The sequence below is a fragment of the Streptomyces sp. CNB091 genome, from assembly GCF_000377965.1.
The window spans coordinates 156,858-174,459 of the sequence record NZ_KB898992.1 but is presented as its reverse complement, the minus strand read 5'-3'; the positions used below and the strand labels follow the sequence as shown (position 1 = coordinate 174,459).

At 70.5% G+C, this 17,602-nt stretch carries 18 protein-coding genes; 10 read left to right on the top strand and 8 right to left on the bottom strand.

What is annotated here, in order from left to right:
• Nucleotides 1-20: 20 nt before the first annotated feature.
• Both D581_RS0106910 and D581_RS0106905 read right to left on the bottom strand, forming a co-directional pair.
• Nucleotides 21-839, bottom strand: coding sequence for an endonuclease (locus D581_RS0106910; protein WP_018956499.1), 819 nt, complete (start codon nucleotides 837-839; stop codon nucleotides 21-23).
• Nucleotides 840-1,103: 264 nt separating this feature from the next.
• A complete protein-coding gene (locus D581_RS0106905) occupies nucleotides 1,104-1,658 on the bottom strand; it encodes a GH25 family lysozyme (protein WP_018956498.1) in 555 nt (184 codons plus the stop codon).
• A gap of 157 nt (nucleotides 1,659-1,815) precedes the next feature.
• Here D581_RS0106905 and D581_RS0106900 point away from each other — a divergent pair, with 157 nt between their 5' ends.
• The 5 genes from D581_RS0106900 (at nucleotide 1,816) to D581_RS0106880 (ending at nucleotide 6,289) form a co-directional block, all read left to right on the top strand.
• A complete protein-coding gene (locus D581_RS0106900; protein ID WP_018956497.1) occupies nucleotides 1,816-2,028 on the top strand; it encodes a hypothetical protein in 213 nt (70 codons plus the stop codon).
• Nucleotides 2,029-2,155: 127 nt separating this feature from the next.
• Nucleotides 2,156-3,310 carry a methyltransferase gene (locus tag D581_RS0106895; RefSeq protein ID WP_018956496.1) on the top strand — a complete coding sequence of 385 codons (1,155 nt, stop codon included), beginning with the start codon at nucleotides 2,156-2,158 and terminating at the stop codon, nucleotides 3,308-3,310.
• A gap of 115 nt (nucleotides 3,311-3,425) precedes the next feature.
• Nucleotides 3,426-4,604: an acyl-CoA dehydrogenase family protein gene (locus tag D581_RS0106890; protein ID WP_018956495.1), complete on the top strand. Its 1,179-nt coding sequence runs from the start codon at nucleotides 3,426-3,428 to the stop codon at nucleotides 4,602-4,604.
• A 182-nt stretch (nucleotides 4,605-4,786) separates the two neighbouring features.
• Nucleotides 4,787-5,089 (top strand): hypothetical protein, encoded by a 303-nt coding sequence (locus D581_RS0106885; RefSeq protein ID WP_018956494.1) that lies wholly within the window; start codon nucleotides 4,787-4,789, stop codon nucleotides 5,087-5,089.
• Between the two features lie 93 nt (nucleotides 5,090-5,182).
• Complete coding sequence (locus D581_RS0106880; protein ID WP_158688582.1) at nucleotides 5,183-6,289, top strand: hypothetical protein; 1,107 nt, start codon at nucleotides 5,183-5,185, stop codon at nucleotides 6,287-6,289.
• On the opposite strand, the gene D581_RS0106875 is transcribed toward D581_RS0106880, so the two are convergent.
• A complete protein-coding gene (locus tag D581_RS0106875; protein WP_018956492.1) occupies nucleotides 6,273-7,016 on the bottom strand; it encodes a GNAT family N-acetyltransferase in 744 nt (247 codons plus the stop codon). The genes D581_RS0106880 and D581_RS0106875 overlap by 17 nt on opposite strands.
• 12 nt (nucleotides 7,017-7,028) lie before the next feature.
• Complete coding sequence (locus D581_RS0106870) at nucleotides 7,029-7,904, bottom strand: class I SAM-dependent methyltransferase (protein WP_051114551.1); 876 nt, start codon at nucleotides 7,902-7,904, stop codon at nucleotides 7,029-7,031.
• Between the two features lie 292 nt (nucleotides 7,905-8,196).
• On the opposite strand from D581_RS0106870, the gene D581_RS01000000136960 reads away from it, so the two are divergent.
• Nucleotides 8,197-9,552 carry a N,N-dimethylformamidase beta subunit family domain-containing protein gene (locus D581_RS01000000136960; RefSeq protein WP_486585811.1) on the top strand — a complete coding sequence of 452 codons (1,356 nt, stop codon included), beginning with the start codon at nucleotides 8,197-8,199 and terminating at the stop codon, nucleotides 9,550-9,552.
• On the opposite strand, the gene D581_RS0106860 is transcribed toward D581_RS01000000136960, so the two are convergent.
• Nucleotides 9,491-10,255 carry an HAD family hydrolase gene (locus D581_RS0106860; protein ID WP_018956488.1) on the bottom strand — a complete coding sequence of 255 codons (765 nt, stop codon included), beginning with the start codon at nucleotides 10,253-10,255 and terminating at the stop codon, nucleotides 9,491-9,493. The genes D581_RS01000000136960 and D581_RS0106860 overlap by 62 nt on opposite strands.
• A 9-nt stretch (nucleotides 10,256-10,264) precedes the next feature.
• Nucleotides 10,265-11,428, bottom strand: a complete 1,164-nt coding sequence (locus D581_RS0106855) for a serine/threonine protein kinase (RefSeq protein ID WP_078625689.1) — start codon at nucleotides 11,426-11,428, stop codon at nucleotides 10,265-10,267.
• Between the two features lie 314 nt (nucleotides 11,429-11,742).
• On the opposite strand from D581_RS0106855, the gene D581_RS0106850 reads away from it, so the two are divergent.
• The 4 genes from D581_RS0106850 to D581_RS0106835 all read left to right on the top strand — a co-directional run bounded on the left by D581_RS0106850 (nucleotide 11,743) and on the right by D581_RS0106835 (nucleotide 15,953).
• On the top strand, nucleotides 11,743-13,041 hold the full coding sequence (locus tag D581_RS0106850) for an extracellular solute-binding protein (RefSeq protein ID WP_051114550.1): 1,299 nt from the start codon (nucleotides 11,743-11,745) through the stop codon (nucleotides 13,039-13,041).
• Nucleotides 13,031-13,945: a carbohydrate ABC transporter permease gene (locus D581_RS0106845; protein ID WP_018956485.1), complete on the top strand. Its 915-nt coding sequence runs from the start codon at nucleotides 13,031-13,033 to the stop codon at nucleotides 13,943-13,945. The genes D581_RS0106850 and D581_RS0106845 overlap by 11 nt, the downstream gene beginning before the upstream one ends.
• 65 nt (nucleotides 13,946-14,010) lie before the next feature.
• Entirely contained in the window at nucleotides 14,011-14,790 is a 780-nt protein-coding gene (locus D581_RS0106840; protein WP_018956484.1) for a carbohydrate ABC transporter permease, read from the top strand.
• 65 nt (nucleotides 14,791-14,855) lie between these two features.
• Nucleotides 14,856-15,953 (top strand): radical SAM protein, encoded by a 1,098-nt coding sequence (locus D581_RS0106835; protein WP_018956483.1) that lies wholly within the window; start codon nucleotides 14,856-14,858, stop codon nucleotides 15,951-15,953.
• A 110-nt stretch (nucleotides 15,954-16,063) separates the two neighbouring features.
• Here the strand turns inward: D581_RS0106835 and D581_RS01000000136955 are convergent, their stop codons facing one another.
• On the bottom strand, nucleotides 16,064-17,059 hold the full coding sequence (locus tag D581_RS01000000136955; RefSeq protein WP_018956482.1) for a mevalonate kinase family protein: 996 nt from the start codon (nucleotides 17,057-17,059) through the stop codon (nucleotides 16,064-16,066).
• Nucleotides 17,060-17,064: 5 nt separating this feature from the next.
• Nucleotides 17,065-17,559, bottom strand: coding sequence for an NUDIX domain-containing protein (locus tag D581_RS01000000136950; RefSeq protein WP_018956481.1), 495 nt, complete (start codon nucleotides 17,557-17,559; stop codon nucleotides 17,065-17,067).
• Nucleotides 17,560-17,602 lie beyond the last annotated feature (43 nt).

Here is a 17,602-nt window from a genome sequence, read left to right as displayed (position 1 = left end):
GTACCGCCCGGTGGGCCGGACTACCAGATGGCGCCGACCCACTCCGGGTGGTCTATGAACGGGTTCCGGTTGTGCTGGAACTGGTCGAATATGACGTCGTTGCGGCGCTTCTCGAAGGTGTCCGGCGGGTCCTCCTGGCTCCACTGCTTCAGGACGGACAGCTTGCCCATCTTCGGCGCGGACCCGTTGTTCACCTGGTCGTTGGGTTCGAGGTCGGCGAAGGAGTCGTCGCCCTCGTAGCGCACCGCCATGTAGAGGATCATGCGGGCGACGTCGCCCTTGACCTCGTCGCGCGGTTCGAAGGAGTCGCCGTCGGTGAAGTTGCCCGGCGCGTCGCCCAGTTCGCTCCCGCCGTTGTCGAAGTCCTTGTTCCCGCGCGTGGAGTTGACCTGGACGTCGGTGGGACGCAGGTGGTGGACGTCGGTGCCCGGGCCCGTCGCGGTGCCGAAGTCGCCGTGCGACTTGGCCCAGACGTGCTCCCGGTTCCACTGGCCCACGTTGCCGCCGTTGTCGTTCTTGGACTGGGAGCGCCCGGTGTACAGCAGGACGACGTTGGAGGAGTCGGCGGGATCCTCGTCGGTGGCCTTGAGCGCGTTCCACACCTGGCTGTAGGAGAGTTTGGTCTGGTCGCTGATGATCGTGTGCAGGGCGGACTTCAGCTCGGCTCCGGTCTTGCCGAGCGCGTCCTGGTAGTAGGTGTCGTCGAGGGTCGCGGCGGTGGCGGTGGAACGGCCGGGCGCGGCGTCCGACGGGGCCGCCGCAGCAGTGCCGGCGAGCACGGTGACGGCCGCCACCGCGGCGAGCAGTGGACGCGCGTAGAACGAGTGACGACGGGACATGTGGGGTGTCCTCTCCGGAACGCGGGCGTCGCGACGAGGACCCGGGGTGGGGTGCCCGCGTGACGGCCGTGCGGTAGGTGGTCAGGCGGGAGCCTCGCACACGCACCGTGCCCCACGTGTGAACAGCGTGTACCTATCATGTGCAGGTCAAGAATTGATCTGCCGGAAGCCGTCGGAACGCCGTACGCCCCCGGTGGCCCAGGGCCACCGGGGGCGTACGGGGTGCGCGGGGCGAGCGGGGTGTCCGCCCTCCCCGGCCGGGCCCTACCGGCCGGCCGCCCAGTCGCGCAGGGCGCGGACCGAGCCGAAGTCGGCCACGTTCCGGTCGAGGGGGTCGTCGGTGTACTGGTGAATGCGCCACTCCGCCTCGATGCGGGGCTTGCCCGCGGTGCCGTAGTCGGCGATCCACAGCCCGTCGCCCGCGTAGCCGGTGGTGTCGTGGTTGAGCCAGAAGGAGCGGTTGCAGTACAACAGGACCCGGTGGTCGGGCCGTTCCCGCTTCACCGCGCGGATGAACCGGTCCTTGTCCGCGTTGCTCGCCCGCGTCCCGCCGCCGGTCTGTTCCCAGTCGACCGCGAGCAGATCGCCCGCCTTCTCCGGGGTCTTGCTCAGGAAGTACGTCACCTGGTCCGCCACGTCCCCCGGCCAGAGGAAGTGGTAGAAGCCGACGACGCACTCGGCGTCCCTGGCCCGCTTCACCTGCGCGTTCAGGCGCGGATTGACGTAGGTGCGGCCTTCGGTGGACTTGATGATGACGAAGTCGAGTCCGTCCGTGTCGTAGGAGGGCTGATAGGCGCTGACGTCGACACCGTGGAGCATGGGCACCGCCTCGGAGAATGGGGCAACGACCTCCTTCTCCTGCCCACTCCCCGGGCCCCCCAAGGGCTGATTCACCCTCCCGGGTAACGGGCGCGCGCTCCTCGGATGCGGCCGCGTCGGCGCGGGGCGAGAATTGCCGCAAGGACGAGGAGGCGGCATGAGCGAAGAGCCCGAAACCGTATCCGCGGCCGTGTCCGGGCCGGAGGGCATCACGCCCGACCGGCTTCTGCACACAGGCGCGAGCGACCGGCCGAGCGCGGAGGATCTGGTGCTCGCCTCGGGGCGGGACCTGACGCCGGAGACCTTGGAATGGGCGCGGCGCAAGCTGGCCGCCGAGGGGCGGTCGGCCATCGACAAACAACTGCCCTGACGGCCCGGCGGGCCCCTGGGGACGCCCGGGGGCGGGTGCGCGGAGCCGTACGCCGAGGTGGATGCGGCCGGGGCGCCGGGGAGCGTGTGGGGCGCGCCTCGGTTCCCTCGGTTAGCCTGAGTGACATATGAACCGTTTGACGACCTCACAGGGCGCTTTCGAGCTCGCCCGCTTCCCCGAGCACCCGCGCGACCCCTTCCGCGCGTGGGACGCCGCCGACGAATACCTGCTCCGGCAGCTGACGGACCCCGAGACGGGCCCGGTCGACCTCTCGGGGACGGTCGCGGTCGTGGGGGACCGGTGGGGGGCGCTCGCCACCGCGCTGGCCGGGCACCGGCCGGTCCAGGTCAGCGACTCCTACCTGGCCCGGCGCGCGACCCTCGCCAACCTCGCCAGGAACGGCATCGACCAGGACGCGGTCCGGCTGCTGTCCTCGCGCGACACCCCGCCGGACCGGATCGACGTCCTGATCGTCCGGGTGCCCAAGTCCCTGGCGTTCCTGGAGGACCAGCTCCACCGGATCGCCCCCTCCGTCCACTCCGGCACCGTGATCATCGGCACCGGCATGGTCAAGGAGATCCACACCTCCACGCTCAAGCTCTTCGAGCGGATCATCGGCCCGACCCGCACCTCCCTCGCGGTGCGCAAGGCACGGCTCATCTTCTGCACTCCGGACCCCGCTCTGCCGCGTACGCCGAGCCCGTGGCCTTACCGCTACGAGCTGCCCGCCGACGTGGGCCCGGTCGCCGGCCTGACCGCCGTCAACCACGCGGGGATCTTCTGCGCGGAGCGCCTCGACATCGGCACCCGCTTCTTCCTGAAGCACCTGCCCACCCGGTCCGGGGCGGTCCGGGTCGTCGACCTGGGCTGCGGCAACGGGGTCCTCGGGCTCTCCGCCGCCCTCGCCAACCCCGACGCGCACCTCACCTTCGTCGACGAGTCCTACGGGGCGGTCGCCTCCGCCGAGGAGACCTTCCGGGCCGGCGCGCCCGACGGTGCGAAGGCCGACTTCCTGGTCGGCGACGGTCTCGGCGACCTCGACCCGGGCAGCGTGGACCTGGTGCTGAACAACCCGCCCTTCCACTCGCACATGGCCACGACCGACGCGACGGCCCGCACGATGTTCGCCGGGGCCCGCACCGCCCTGCGCCAGGGCGGCGAGCTCTGGGTCGTGGGAAACCGGCACCTCTCGTACCACACCCATCTGCGCCGGATCTTCGGGAACTGCACCACGTTCGCGGGCGACCCGAAATTCGTGGTGCTGCGCGCCGTCAAGCGCTGACCGCCGGGCCTTTCGCCCGCCGGACGCCCGCCGGCCCTTCCGGATTCTTGCAACACGTTCTACTGTGTGCGCCGCCGCACACGCCACGACGCCGAAGCGAGACTCTGGAGGGGCCGTGCACCTCGCATACAGGCCTGAGCAGCAGCGGCTGCGTACCGAACTGCGCACCTACTTCACGGCCCTGGTGCCCGACAACGCCTACGCCCGCTACGCGGAGCCCGCCGCCCAGAAGCGCTTCTACCGCGACACGGTCCGCAGACTCGGCGCCGACGGCTGGCTGGGGGTCGGCTGGCCGAAGGAGTACGGGGGCCGGGGACTCAGTCCGATGGAACAGTTCATCTTCTTCGACGAGGCCGCCCAGGCCGGCGTACCGCTGCCGCTGATGGCCCTGAACACCGTCGGCCCCACGATCATGCGGTTCGGCACCGACGAGCAGAAGGCCCACTTCCTGCCCGGCATCCTGGCCGGGGAGATCGACTTCGCGATCGGCTACAGCGAACCGGACGCCGGCACCGACCTCGCGGCTCTCAAGACCCGCGCCGTCCGCGACGGGGACGAGTACGTCGTCGACGGACAGAAGATCTGGACCACCAACGGCGACACCGCCGACTGGGTCTGGCTCGCCGTGCGCACCGACGCCGACGCCCCGCCCCACAAGGGCATCACCATGCTCCTCGTCCCCACGAGCGACCCGGGCTACTCCTGCACCCTGATCACCACCCTCGCCTCGCACGACACGACCGCGAGCTACTACGAGAACATCCGGGTCCCGGTGTCCCGCCGCGTCGGCGAGGAGAACGAGGGCTGGCGGCTCATCACCAACCAGCTCAACCACGAACGCGTCACCCTCGCCGCCCACGGCACGATGGCGGTCCGCGCCCTGCACAACGTCCAGCGCTGGGCCGCCGGCACCGAGCTCGCCGACGGCCGCAGGGTCATCGACCTCGGCTGGGTGCGCGCCCTGCTCGCCCGCACCCACACCCGCCTCGACGCGATGAAACTGCTCAACTGGCAGATGGTCGCGGCCCTCCAGGACGGCACCCTCACCCCCCAGGACGCCTCGGCGGTCAAGGTCTACGGCTCCGAGGCCCGCCGGGACGCCTACGCCTGGCTGATGGAGATCGTCGGCTCCGCGGGCGCGCTGAAGGAGGGCTCGGCCGGCGCCGTGCTCCACGGCGAACTGGAACGCGGCTACCGGTCGGCCGTGATCTTCACCTTCGGCGGCGGCAACAACGAGATCCAGCGGGAGATCATCTCGTGGATCGGGCTGGGGATGCCGCGCGTGCGGCGGTGAGGCGACGGGTGCGCGACCGGGGAGCCGGATGTCTCCGTTCGGTGCACATGGGGGGAAATCTCTCCGGGCCCGGTGGAGGCCCCATCGTTGCCCTGCCAATGTGACCGGAACCGCCCGTCACAGAACGCGGTCGTCTGCCGTTCACTTCTCGGAAGCGGAACAACCGACGAGAGGTGCTCACAGTGCGTCGAAGGCTGCGGTACCCGCTGCTCGCGATCGGAGCCGGCCTCTCAGCCCTCGCGGCGACCACCGTGCATGGCGCCGCCACGGTGCCGCTCGCTCTCGCCGTCTACGCCGATGTCGTCCTCGGGCTGTGCTGGCTCGTCGCCGCGACGCTGCTCCTTCGCGGCCGCCGGGTTCCGGACACCGGTGCGGACGCGGACAGCGAAGACGCTCCCGGCCCCCGCGGTCATCACGCCGTGCGGTACTCCACCGACGGCGAACCTCGCGCCCGTTCCCACTGGGGCACCGGCCACCGTCACTGATCCGGCCAAACTCGCGGTGCGTCCCGCCTGTTCGCCCAGGCTTTGCGACGATGTCCGGCGACCACCTCTGCTGAGGAGCGCAGCGTGCCCGACGTGAGCAACATTCTCGTGAGTTCGTCCGTCATGACGCATCCCGTACGTCTCGCCCAAGCCCAGCACCTCGCAGCCCGGCTACGCCTCGACGGCCTGGCGATCGACCCGGACCCGAACGGCCCGCCTTCCGCGCTGCGCACCGCCCTGGTCGCGTGGTCGGCCGTGGCCCCCGAGGCCAGCCACCACCTCGTCGTCCAGGACGACGTCGACGCCCCCGTCGAGCTCCTGGAGATCGTCGCACGGGCCGCCGCCCGGTTCCCCGACGAGGCACTGGTGTTCTACACCAACTGGCACGCACGCAACGGCTCCGCCGCCCGGCTGGCCGCCCTCGCGGGCGCCTCCTGGGTCCGGGCGGTGCCGGACGAGTTCACGCCGTCCCTGGGCGTCTGCCTTCCGGCCCGGACGGCCGCCGACTTCCGGGCGGACGCCCGCGAGAGCGCCGAACGCCACGACGACGAGCTGCTCTCCGTCTTCTTCCGCGGGCGCGGCCGCATGAGCCTGCTCGCCGTACCGAACATCGTCGAGCACATCGGCACCAGCAGTATCAACGGCCACGCCGCCCAGGGAATTCGCCGTGCGGCCTGCCCCACCCCCGCCGCCGACGCCGACCTCCTGCTGAGCAGGGGCAGCGTCCTGGAGGAGCCGGGCTGGATCCCGTACATGCGGTACGGAGAGGGCTATATCCGGCTGGTCGGGCAGGAGCACGGCCCCGACGGTGGCCGCGGCCACCACCGCTGGCGCGATGCCCTGCCCGCGACCGGACTCACGGAGGGGGCTGTGCTCGCCGCACGACAGGCGCACCTGCCGCCGGATCTCGCGGCGGAGGTGGCCCGAACCTTCGGCGGCGGGTTCGCGGAGGAGCTGTGGACCCACTGCCTGCTGCTCGGCCGGCAGGCGGCCCACGTCTCCCGGCGCCTCGGCCCGGCACGGGGCGAGATACCCGTCGACGTGCGCGACCGGCTGCGGCGTTCCGCCGTCGCCACCGCCGGGCTCGCCGGACTCCCGCCGGAACGCCGCCCGGAGGCGGGTCCGGACGAGGTCCGCACCATGGCCGCGTTCGCGTGGACCGCGATCCACGCGGGGGCAGCCCTCAGGCCCGGTGCGTGATCCACACCCCCGGCTCCCAGTAGGCGGCCACGTCCCGCGCCCGGTCCACGCGGAGCGGGGCGAGTCCGCCGGGGAAGACGTACTCGCCGTCCTCGGGGAAGGCGAGACCCGTCCAGCCCTCCCACTCGACGACGGTTCCCGTGATCCGGGAGGATTGCGCGGACGCCGCCGCGACCGTGCCGCCCGCGCTCACCTGGGTCCGGATCCATGGGTCGAACGGGGTGCCGTCGTCCCGGGTCCACGCCGCGTACCGCTCGATCGGGACCAGCGGATAGCGGTCCTTCCACGTGGGCCGCACCGGCACGAGGACCGTCGGGAGCCCGGCGTTCCGCGCGGTCTCCGCCATCGCGTCGAGCAGCACCTTGGACAGGCCGCGGCCCTGGTGGTCCTCGGCGACCTCGATGCCGAGCGCGCAGAGCGCCCCCGGGGCGCGTCCGGCGTCGCGGTCGGCGAAGGCCCGCGCGATCGAGTCGTCGAGGCCCGGTCCCAGGTCGGCCGTGGTGCCGTCCCAGGTGCGGGGCAGCGAACGGCCCGCGCCCGCGATCACGTCGCGCTCGTCGTCGTACAGGACGAACTGGAACTCCGGGAAGTCCTCGAACAGCCGGTTCCAGTAGTCGCCGTTGATGTCTCCGTGCAGGTTGTACTCGGGCACCACACCCGCGAACCGCTCGGGGATGCGGTCCCACAGCTCGGGCCGCTCCGAGTGACGTACCAGTGCCAGGGTCATCGGGACTTCTCTCTAGGCGGGGACCTCGACGTCCCAGACGACGACGATCGGCAGACCGGTCCAGGCGGCGCGGGCCGCGTCCGCGATGAACTCCTCGTAACCTCCGGGTGCCAGCCGCCCGTTGAACAGGGGCTCCCGGCAGCCGAGCACCCGGAGCCCGGCCCGTCCGAACGCCTCCAGGTAGGTGCCGGGCAGATGGACGTGGTTGCGTACGAACGCGAGCTCCTCGGAGTCGCGGACGAAGAGGCACTGTCCCTGGAGGGCGATCACGAACGGATGCATGTCCGTGACGACGATCCGGCCGCCCGGCCGGACCACCCGTGCCAGCTCCGCCACGCCCGGGGCAAGGTCCGCAAGGTGCGTCATGGCCAGCGAGCAGACCGCGAGGTCGACGGAGTCGTCCTCCAGCGGCAGCCGCTCCAGGCGCCCCACCCGGAAGTCGGCCTCCGGAGTGTGCTCGCGTGCCTTCGCCAGCATCTCCGGTGACTGGTCCACGCCGATGACCCGGTGGCCGCGCGCGGCCAGGGCGCGGGTCTGTCTGCCGGTACCGCAGGCGGCGTCGAGTGCCACTCCCGGCGCGAGACCGTCGAGGATCGCGTGGACGGCCGGCTCCTCCACCTCGATGTAGGAGCTGGGAAGCGAGTCGTACACCGCTGACCAGGACGCGTAGCCCGCCGCCGCGTCGAGCTCGCTGACCAGGGCCCCGCCGTCCGGCAGTTCTCCCTCCCCCGACTCCGTGAGGTCCGCCTGGGCGAAGCGGCGTATCTCCGCCACCCGCTCCTTCAGGAACGCCTCGTCCCCGTCGACCGCATGGCGCAGCAGCGCGAGTCCCTCGATCCCCAATACCAGTTCCCGTACGCGGAATTCACCGCGGAATGCACCGCTCATGCGAGCCCCTCACCGATCGGTGGACGGTCCTGCGTCCATATCGGATGCCGCACTACCCGGAAGTCGGGACGGGAATTCCGGGCCCACCCTCGGTGTCCGAAAACCGAGCATGAATGGCTGGTTGAAGGTGCCGTTGTCGGCCGTCTGACGGCTGCCTAGCATGAGCGCCATGATAGAAGGCTATCTCGGACGTGAAAGCATCACTGTCGGCGACGCGTTAACGGTCCATGTCTCGACCGATGCCCCCCGATTCCGTCTCCGTTTCTACCGGCTCGGCAGGGAGCTCGTACTCGTGGGAGAAACCGGGGAGCACCCGGGTGCCGAACACGCCCCGCCCGACCACCCCGATGGGCTGACCGGCCGCGCCTCGCCCGCCGAGGACTGGAACTGGCCGCCGCTCTCCCATGCCGTACCGGAGGGCTGGCAGCCGGGAATCCACCTGGTCGAATTCGTCGAATGCGGCCCGGGCCGCGCAGGAAATCCGCCCCCGCTCGACGCGGAACACCTCGAAGGGCACGGGCGGGAGTTCTTCATCGTGCGCCCCCGCATAGCCGGCGGCCACTCCCGCGTCCTCTACAAGAAGTCCACCTTCACGCGGCACGCCTACAACCGCTCCGACCGGCCCGGCCTGGAACGCGCCATCAGCCTCTACGACCACCCCGTCCACCGCGCGGGCTCCGGTGACGCGCCCCGAGGCCACCAGGTCAGCTTCCACCGCCCCGGCGGCGTCATCGATCTCGCGTACTGGGACGCCCCCTTCATCGCCTGGCTCGACCGCCACGGGTATCCCGTCGAGTACTGCACCGACCTGGATCTGCACGAGGACCCCGGACTGCTCTCCTCGTACGACCTCCTCCTCAGCGTCGGGCACGACGAGTACTGGAGCACCGCGATGCGTGACCAGGCGGAACGATTCGTCCGCGACGGCGGAAACATCGCCTTCCTCAGCGCCAACACCTGCTGGTGGCGCGTGCATCCGACGGACGACAACACGGCTTTTGTGTCCGACACCGACCATCATGTGGGTGAGGAGTACCCCCACCTTCCCGCGACCGACCAATGGTGGGCGCCGGCGCCCGACGGTGTCGGAATTCCGGAGAACGCGCTCACCGGTGTGAGTTTCCGCAACGGTGGAATGTGGCCCGCCACCGAGTGGCCCGGAGACCGGCCCCGAGTTGGGTACACCGTGCAGCACGCCGACCACTGGATCTACGAAGGTACCGGCCTGCGCGACGGATCCGGCGGCGGAGAAGCGGACCGCCTGGGGGCCGGAACACCCCTCATCGGATATGAATGCGACGGCGCCGCGTTCTCCTACGACGCGGACGGAACAGCCCACGCGACCGGGGAGGACGGAACTCCGGAATCCTTCCTCATTCTCGGAATTCACGTCCTCGAACCGGTGCACGAGGATTTCCATCATTTCAAGTGGGGGCACTGGAACGCCGTTGTGCGGGAGAAGGCCATCTCCAGCCCGCGGGCCGCCACCATGGGCATCTACACCGCGGGCGGCACCGTCTTCACCGCGGGCACCACGGACTGGCCCGTGGTCTGCGGGCACGAACAGGATCCGGCCGTCGTCCGCGTCACCCGAAACCTCCTCGACCGACTCCGCCATCGAGATGCCCGGGCTCGCCCGTCGCGATGAGCTCCCGCAGGCCGGAGATCCGCGCCGCCCGCTCCGGCAGGGGCGGCGCGGCACCCTCGACCGCCCGGTCGGGACGGTGCAGATGCACCGCCCGCATGCCCGCCGCCAGCGGACCGAGCACGTCGGGCGCCCACATGTCCCCGACGAACAGCACCCGCTCCGCCGGCAGCGCGCACCGGTCGAGCAGCGCCCGGTAGATCAGCGGATGCGGCTTGCGGGCGCCCGTGCGCGCGGAGCCCACCACCACGTCGACGGCCCCGGCGAGCCCGACCTCCGCGACGCACTCCTCCAGGTTCCAGAACCAGTTGGAGCACACCCCGACGAGCAGGCCCCGTGCCCGGAGCGCGGCGAGCGCTCCGGGCACGTCCGCGTACAGGTCGAGCCTGACCGCCTTCATCGCTTGGTCCAGCTCGGTGACCAGGCCGTCGAGCTCCGACTCCGGCACGCCACAGGCCCGTGCGCGGCGGCTCAGCCGGTCGCGTTCCCACGTCACGTACGCGACCTCGTCGGCCGACTGCGCCGCGTGCTCCACGCCCTCTCCCGGGCCCACCGACCACTGGTCTCCCCAGAGTTCGCCCTGGGCGGCGAGGCCGCGGCGTACGAAGATGCCGCGATGATCGGGCGGCAGCGGCTGGACCATCCGAACGAGCGTCCCGTAGAAGTCGAAGACGACCGCTTCGATCCCGTCCGGTACCACCGTCACGCGAGCCCCCTAGAACCGGCCGTACCGGCGGGGGAAGTAGTCCTGAAGGTCGCCGTCCCGTTCGATGTCGACGGTCGCACAGTGCAGACCGCCGCCGAACGGCCCGACCGCCCGGAAGGGCACCTGCACGATCTCGAAGCCGTACGAGGACAGCTGCTCGGCGAGACGCACCTCGTTCTCCTCGACGCACAGCGTGTTCTCGTCGAGGTTCAGCATGTTCCCGGCGAGCCACGGGCTGCAGAACGACAGCTTCGGCGGATGGTCCCAGCTGGCCGGCTGGACGGCCTCGACGATCTCCCAGTCGTTGAGCTTGAAGAACTCCATCAGCTCGGCGTCCGCGAGCCGCTCACCGCAGTGCAGCACCAGCCCGGGACGCAGCGGCACCCAGGTCGCGTCGATGTGCAGCGGGTGGGTGTTGGTCGAGGTCACCGCGTGCACCCGGTGGTCGGGGAAGTGACGGCGCAGCCAGTCGTAACCGCTCCTGTTGGTGACGAACGACAGCTGCACGAAGAGGTCCTTGCCGAAACGCGCCACGTCGGCGGCGTCGAAGAGCGGCTCGGCCTCGGTGAGAACCAGGTCGTAGTCGCGGACCCGGGCCAGCTGTTCCTCCGTCGGGAGGTCGTTGTACGTGTCCCAGAAACCGGTGTTGTACGAGGCGTCCGTGAGCCGCGGCTTGGGCGCCGCCTCCCAGCGCATCCGCTGGTCGTGATCGAAGAGCTCCTGGAGCACCGGCCGGTAGCAGAGGTACTCGAACCAGCGGCTGCGGTACGACATGGTCGCTTCGAGGACCTCGTTGCCGACCGTCAGCAGCAGGTCCCGGGGCGGCATGCAGCCGAACATCGACTCGTGCGCCCACTCCGGCGTGGACACCTCACGGGAGAAGTCGATGGGGGTGGGGCGATCCACGCGGATGCCCCGCCGCCGCAGCATGTCGGAGAAGTCGTCGAGTTGCTGCTCGGCCTCGGCGACCATGTCCGCCGGCATGGGCCCGTACGTCCCCAGGGGAAAGCCGTCGTCCGGGTAGGAGCGGCGCACCGCGTGTTCGGGGGCCTGCACCACCGTGCCCTCCGCGCGGCCGACGATCACATGGCGCAGCGGGTCCCAGCCGTTCCAGGAGTTGACCCGCACGGGGCTGGGGGATTCGGCGGGGGTGGTCGTCCTCTGCTCGGTCACGTACAAGCCCTTCGATCGGGATCATGGGTGCCGCAGTGGCCCAAACTGCGGGTACGGAGCCATGACCGTCAAGAGTCCCCCCGCTACCTACCGTGTCGTTCGCGTCAGCGTGGCCTGAGTGCGTCCGCCGCCGTTCCGGCCGCGAACGGCATCCGCGCAGCGCAGCGGGTATGTGCCGCACTCTCCAGGCGGACGCCCACCGTCGCCTTCCGGCCGAAACTCCGTGCCGCCGCTGAGCAACGCGATCAACGGGGTAGTGAGAAGACCGTCGCCGAAGCCCGGTACGCCCTGACGCACCACGTCCGGAGGAATTCATGGCACTGACCCGATCTCGCCGATCCGTGGCCCTGGGGGCCATGCTGCTCGTCACGGCGATGGGATGCGGCTCCGGCGGACAGGACAGGTCGGGTGAACGGGCCGAGGACGACGGCAGGCTGACGGTGTGGCTGATGGTGGACGCGCGCGAGAGCTGGCCGGAGCTGGTCGCCTCCGCCAACACCCGGTTCACGGAGAAGCACCCCGGTGTGGAGGTCGATGTCCAGTACCAGCAGTGGACGACGAAGAACCAGAAGCTCGACGCCGTCCTCGCGGGCCGCGACGCGCCCGACGTGGTGGAGATGGGGAACAGCGAGACCACCAACTACATCGTCAACGACACCTTCACCACGGTGGACCCGAAGACCTTCGACCAGTCCGGACAGTGGCTTCCGGCGCTCGCCGACGCCTGTCGGCTCGACGGCAAGACGTACTGCGTGCCGTACTACGTGGGAGCGCGCGTCGGCGTCTACCGCACCGACTACTTCCAGCGCGCCGGTGTGACCGCCGCCCCGCGCACGTACCCCGAGCTGATCGCCGCCCTCGACCGGCTCAAGAAGGAGTACGGCACCAAGGACCCCAGCTTCTCCGCCCTCTACATGCCCGGCCGCTACTGGTACGCGGCCATGGGATTCGTCAAGGACGTCGGCGGTGAGATGGCGGTCGAGAAGGACGGACAGTGGCACGGCGACCTCTCCTCACCGAAATCCGTCAAGGGGCTCACCGCCTGGAAGAAGCTCCTGGACGACTACTACGTCGGCGACCGGGCGAAGGACAACGGCGACCAGCCGGCGGTCGTCGGTCAGGGCAAGGTCGGCGTCTTCTACGGCAACACCTGGGAGGCGGAGGCCGCCGCCGACGCCCGCTCCGGCGGCGATCCGCACCTCAAGGGCAAGTTCGCCACCTTCCCCTTCCCCGGCCCGTCCGGAGAGCTGCTTCCGCCGTTCCTCGGCGGCTCCACCTTGGCCGTACCCGCCAAGTCGCGGAACCAGGAACTGGCCGCCGACTGGATCCGCCTCTTCACCGACCGGGAGTCGCAGCAGCAGCTCATCGCCGCCAACACGCTGCCCAACAACACCGTCCAACTCGGCGAAGTGGCCGCCGGAGGCATCAACGGCCCGGCCGCCCAGGCCGCCGCCCGCGGCTGGGTCACGCCCCTCGCTCCCGGCTGGACCTCGGTGGAGAAATCCAACATCCTGCCCGAGATGCTGGAACGCATCGCCACCGGAAAAGCGTCCGTCCAGGACGCCGCGCGCGAGGCCGACCGCAGGATCGACGCCGTGATCAATGAGCGCTGATCCGGTCCGGCGCTCACCGCGCCCCGTCCTTCCCTACCTCCTGATCGCCCCCGCCCTGCTCGCGCTCGTCGTCGTTCTCGGCTACCCGTTGGTCGACATGGTCACGCTGGCCTTCCAGGACATGACGCGCAAGGAACTGTTCAGCGGCGAGACCCCGCCCTGGGCCGGTCTCGACCAGTTCCGCACGATCCTCGGCGACCGGTTCTTCTGGACCGTGGCAGGCCGCACGGCACTGTTCACCGTCGTCTGCGTGACCCTCACCATGGGGTGCGCCCTCCTCATCGCCCTGCTGATGCGGCGGGCAGCGCCGTGGGCCCGGGCGGTCCTCGCCGGGGTGCTCGTCGCCGTGTGGGCGATGCCCGTGATGGTCGCGGCAGCCGTGTTCCGCTGGCTCTTCGACGCCGACTACGGCGTCGTGAACTGGTCGCTCTCGGCCCTGCCCGGGATCGACCTCGCCCGGCACAACTGGTTCACCGACCCGTGGCAGGGGTTCGCCGTGATCACCGGGGTGGTCGTCTGGGGCGCGCTGCCCTTCGCCGCGATCAGTCTGCACGCGGCGCTCGCCCAGGTTCCGCCGGAGTTGGAGGAGTCCGCCCTCATCGACGGAGCCCGCCCGTTCCAGGTCTTCCGCTACGTCACCTTCCCCGTGGTCAAGCCGCTCTTCGTGATGGTCACGACCCTCATGGCGATCTGGGACTTCGGCGTCTTCAACCAGATCTGGCTGATGCGCGGCGGTCAGCCCGAGCGCGAGTACTACCTGCTCGGCGTGCACGCCTTCATCGAGTCCTTCGCCGTCAACCGCTACAGCGTCGGTGCCGCCATCGCCCTGGTCACCGTCGTCCTGATGCTCGCCGGCGCCGTGGTCTACCTGCGACAGATGATGAAACTGGGAGAGACCGAGTGAGCCCGGGACGCAGGCACAGGAAAAGCCCTCGGCACCGTCGCCGCTACGATCTCCTCACGCTCCTCGTGGCCGCGGTCCTCGGCTTCCCCGTCTACTGGATGGTCCTCACCGCGTTCCGGCCGGCGAGCGAGATCCTCGGCCTTCCGCCCGAGTTCTGGCCGAGCAGCCCCACCCTCGCCAACTTCACCCGCGCGATGAGCACCGAGACCTTCTGGGCCAACGTCCGCTCCAGTGCGGTCATCGGTCTCGGAACCGTCCTCGTCTCCTTGGTGGTGGGTTCCCTCGCCGCGTTCGCCCTCGCCCGCTTCCGCTTCGCCGGACGCAAGGCGTTCATCGTCGTGATCCTCACCGTTCAGATGATCCCCCTCGCCGCCTTGGTGATCCCCGTCTACCTCCTTCTCAACGAGGCCGGTCTCACCGACAGCCTCGGCGGCGTGATCCTCGTCTACCTCGTCTTCACCCTGCCGTTCACCGTGTGGATGCTGCACGGCTTCATCGCCACGATCCCGGTGGAGCTCGAAGAGGCCGCGATGGTCGACGGCTGCGGCCGGATCAGCGCGTTCGTCCGCGTCGTCCTGCCGCTCCTGGCCCCCGGGCTCGTCGCCACCTCCGTCTTCGCGATGGTCCAGGCATGGAACGAGTACGTCCTCGTCTACGTGCTGCTCTCCACCCCGGAGAAGCAGACCCTCAGCATCTGGCTGGTCTCCTTCCAGACCAGTTTCGGCACCGACTACGGAGGGCTGATGGCGGGTGCCACGCTCACCGCCCTGCCCGTCGTCGTGTTCTTTCTGGCCGTTCATCGCAAGATCGCCGCAGGAATCGCCTCCGGAGCGGTCAAGGGTTGAAGCACGCCTGCCCGGTACCGGAACGACCTGTCGGCACAACCCTGTTCACCACAGAGGAGAACCCTGTGACCCACAACCGCCTCGACCTCGTCTCCAAGCTGTACCAGCCCACGGACTGGCCCCGGGTGCTTGAGGCCGCCACCGGCAAGCCCTCCAGCGCTCCGCTTGTCGTGGACCTCGACCCGACCACGTTCTGCGACCTGGCCTGCCCGGAGTGCATCAGTGGAAAGCTCCTCAACCAGGGCCGGTTCACCCCCGAACGGCTCGCCGACCTCGCCGAGGAACTCGTCGCCATGTCCGTACGGGGCGTGGTCCTCATCGGCGGCGGGGAGCCCCTGGCCCATCGCGGTACGCGTGGCGTCTTACGCATACTCGGCGAAGCGGGCCTGTCCATAGGAGTCGTCACCAACGGCACCATGATCCGGCAGAACCTCACCGAACTCGCCCGGTACGCCACCTGGGTCCGCGTCTCCATGGACGCCGGCACCGCAGAGACCTACGGTCTGTTCCGGCCCGACCGCAAGGGCCGCAGCGTCTTCGACAAGGTCGTGGAGAACATGCGGCTGCTCGCTTCCGAGAAGACCGGGTCGCTGGGCTACTCTTTCCTGGTGATGTCTCGGCGGGGACCCGACGGGCGGACCGTCACCAACCACCACGAGGTGCTGCGCGCCGCCGAACTCGCTCACGACATCGGCTGCGACTACTTCGAGACCAAGGCCATGTTCGACGACGACCACCACATCGTCCAGGTCCCCGAGGCGGTGGTGGAATCCGTCGACCGGCAGCTTGCCGAGGCCGCCCGCCTGGAGAGCGAGACCTTCCAGCTCGTCAACTCCTCCACCCTCACCGCCCTGCGCAACCACGTGGGTCCTGTCCAGCCCAAGGAGTACGACCGCTGCCGGGTCTCCGAACTCCGCACCCTCGTCACCCCCTCCGGGGTGTACGTCTGCGCCTACCACCGGGGCAATCCGCTCGCCCGGATCGGCGACGCCGTCACCGACAACCTCGCCGACATCTGGCGGGACTCGGACCGCGGGATGATCGACCCGAGCCGGGACTGCCGGTTCCACTGCGCGCGCCACCGCTCCAACCTGGAGCTGGAGCGCATCGACCGAGGAGCCGGCGAGCTCCCGCTCGCGGAGGACTACGACCCGTTCCTCTAGGTCCTGTCGTGCATGGCGCCGCGCGGCAGACGGTAGTTTGACGGCAGGGCCCAGGAATCTCCATCGCCCTGCCGCCCGGCAGGCAGGCGGCAGGGCGATGACGAGCCTTCCTAGGCGTGCGGCCCTGACCCGCCGGACGCCCCTCGGCCGCTCCCGGCCGGTACCGGTTCCCCGACGGTGCCCGGGGCCGCCGGCGCGGGAATCACCCGGGCCTGCGGGTGGGAGACGCGCAGCGCCCGTGCGAGCCGCGCCGCCGTCTCCTCCGCCGCGTCGGCCGTGCAGACGCCCACCAGCGCACCGCCTCCACCGGCGCCACTGAGCTTCAGCGGCAGGCCGGCAGCGCGCTGCGAGACCGCCCGCACCTCCTCCAGCAGGGGCGTCGACATCCGCTGGTGGTCCCGCATGGCCTCGTGGGCGCGGACCATCGCGGCCCCGAGCGCCACCAGGTCCCTGTCTCGCAGCGCGCCCCACACGCGCTCCGACGCCTCGTCGGCCACCGCCCGGTAGGCGGCGAGCGAGGGATCGCCGGCCGCGAGCTGCGCCCGTACGTCCCGAATGTGGTGCCGGGTGTCCTTACGGGTGCCGGAGTCCACGACGACGACCCGCCACTCGGCCGGGAACTCCAGCCGCTCGCGCACGGCCGGGAGCCCGCGCTCGCGGCCGTCGAGGAGGAGGGCACCGCCCTCGACGACGGCGAGATGGTCCATGCCGCCGCCGTGGAACACGGCGAACTCGAACTCGTACGCCCACTGGGCGATCGTGTGGTCACCGACGCGCCGACCGGTGAACGCCCGGTCGGTGAACGCCCGGAACAGGGCCACGATCTGAGCTGTGGAGGACGAAAGTCCGCTCGCCGCCGGAGCCTGGCTGCGGACGATGACGGCCGGCGGCCGCAGGGGCAGTCCGGGCAGCCGTTCGCGCAGGAACGCCCACACCTCCCGCGGCCAGCCCTCCGCGGCCTCGCCCTCCGGCGCGGGACCGGGACCCGCCTCCACGGTCGTCATCAGGGCGAGCGCGAGGCTGACCGAGCGGCCCCCGCCGAGCCAGTCCAGGTCCTCGCCGGACAGGCAGGCCCGGCACGGCACCGTCGCTCGTATCGCGTGCATGGCATTCACCGGGCCTGGAACCTCCCCTCGGTGCGGAACCTCTCGTACATGGAGAGCACCACCGCGGTCGGCGGATGCAGTGGCTGGAGCGGGGCGTCGAGCGGCTGGAACCGGGCCTGCCGCACCTCGTCGGCACCGGGCGCCAGTGTTCCCGACCAGTGTCGGGTGACGAAGCAGAGGGCGAAGCAGTGGGTCACGTCGCCGTTCGGGTAGGTCAGGGTGTGCACGCGGGGATCGGAGAGCGACCCGAACGCCACCAGGTCCTCCCTCTCCACGCGCAGACCGGTCTCCTCGGCGACCTCTCGCACGGCGGCGTCAGCGAAGTCACCGCCCTCCTCGCACGCGCCGGCCGGGAGCTCCCAGACCCCGTTGTCCGCCCGCTGCTGGAACAGCCCCCGCCCCTCGGCGTCGAGGAGCAGCACCTGCGCGCCGGGCACCAGCAGCGTCCTGGAGCCGACCTTCTGGCGCAACGACCAGATGTATGAACCGGTGTAACTCATGTTCGTACGGGTCCTCCTCGTCGTTCCGCGCGTTCCGCGCGTC

What these genes read in the sequence shown, in the direction of transcription:
- D581_RS0106895 (WP_018956496.1), top strand. Translation starts at nt 2,156, where the DNA reads ATGAACCGTTTGACGACCTCACAGGGCGCTTTCGAGCTCGCCCGCTTC.
- D581_RS0106850 (WP_051114550.1), top strand. Translation starts at nt 11,743, where the DNA reads ATGGCACTGACCCGATCTCGCCGATCCGTGGCCCTGGGGGCCATGCTG.
- D581_RS01000000136955 (WP_018956482.1), bottom strand. Translation starts at nt 17,059, where the DNA reads ATGCACGCGATACGAGCGACGGTGCCGTGCCGGGCCTGCCTGTCCGGC.
- D581_RS0106875 (WP_018956492.1), bottom strand. Translation starts at nt 7,016, where the DNA reads ATGACCCTGGCACTGGTACGTCACTCGGAGCGGCCCGAGCTGTGGGAC.
- D581_RS0106870 (WP_051114551.1), bottom strand. Translation starts at nt 7,904, where the DNA reads ATGAGCGGTGCATTCCGCGGTGAATTCCGCGTACGGGAACTGGTATTG.
- D581_RS0106910 (WP_018956499.1), bottom strand. Translation starts at nt 839, where the DNA reads ATGTCCCGTCGTCACTCGTTCTACGCGCGTCCACTGCTCGCCGCGGTG.
- D581_RS0106905 (WP_018956498.1), bottom strand. Translation starts at nt 1,658, where the DNA reads ATGCTCCACGGTGTCGACGTCAGCGCCTATCAGCCCTCCTACGACACG.
- D581_RS0106845 (WP_018956485.1), top strand. Translation starts at nt 13,031, where the DNA reads ATGAGCGCTGATCCGGTCCGGCGCTCACCGCGCCCCGTCCTTCCCTAC.
- D581_RS0106900 (WP_018956497.1), top strand. Translation starts at nt 1,816, where the DNA reads ATGAGCGAAGAGCCCGAAACCGTATCCGCGGCCGTGTCCGGGCCGGAG.
- D581_RS01000000136950 (WP_018956481.1), bottom strand. Translation starts at nt 17,559, where the DNA reads ATGAGTTACACCGGTTCATACATCTGGTCGTTGCGCCAGAAGGTCGGC.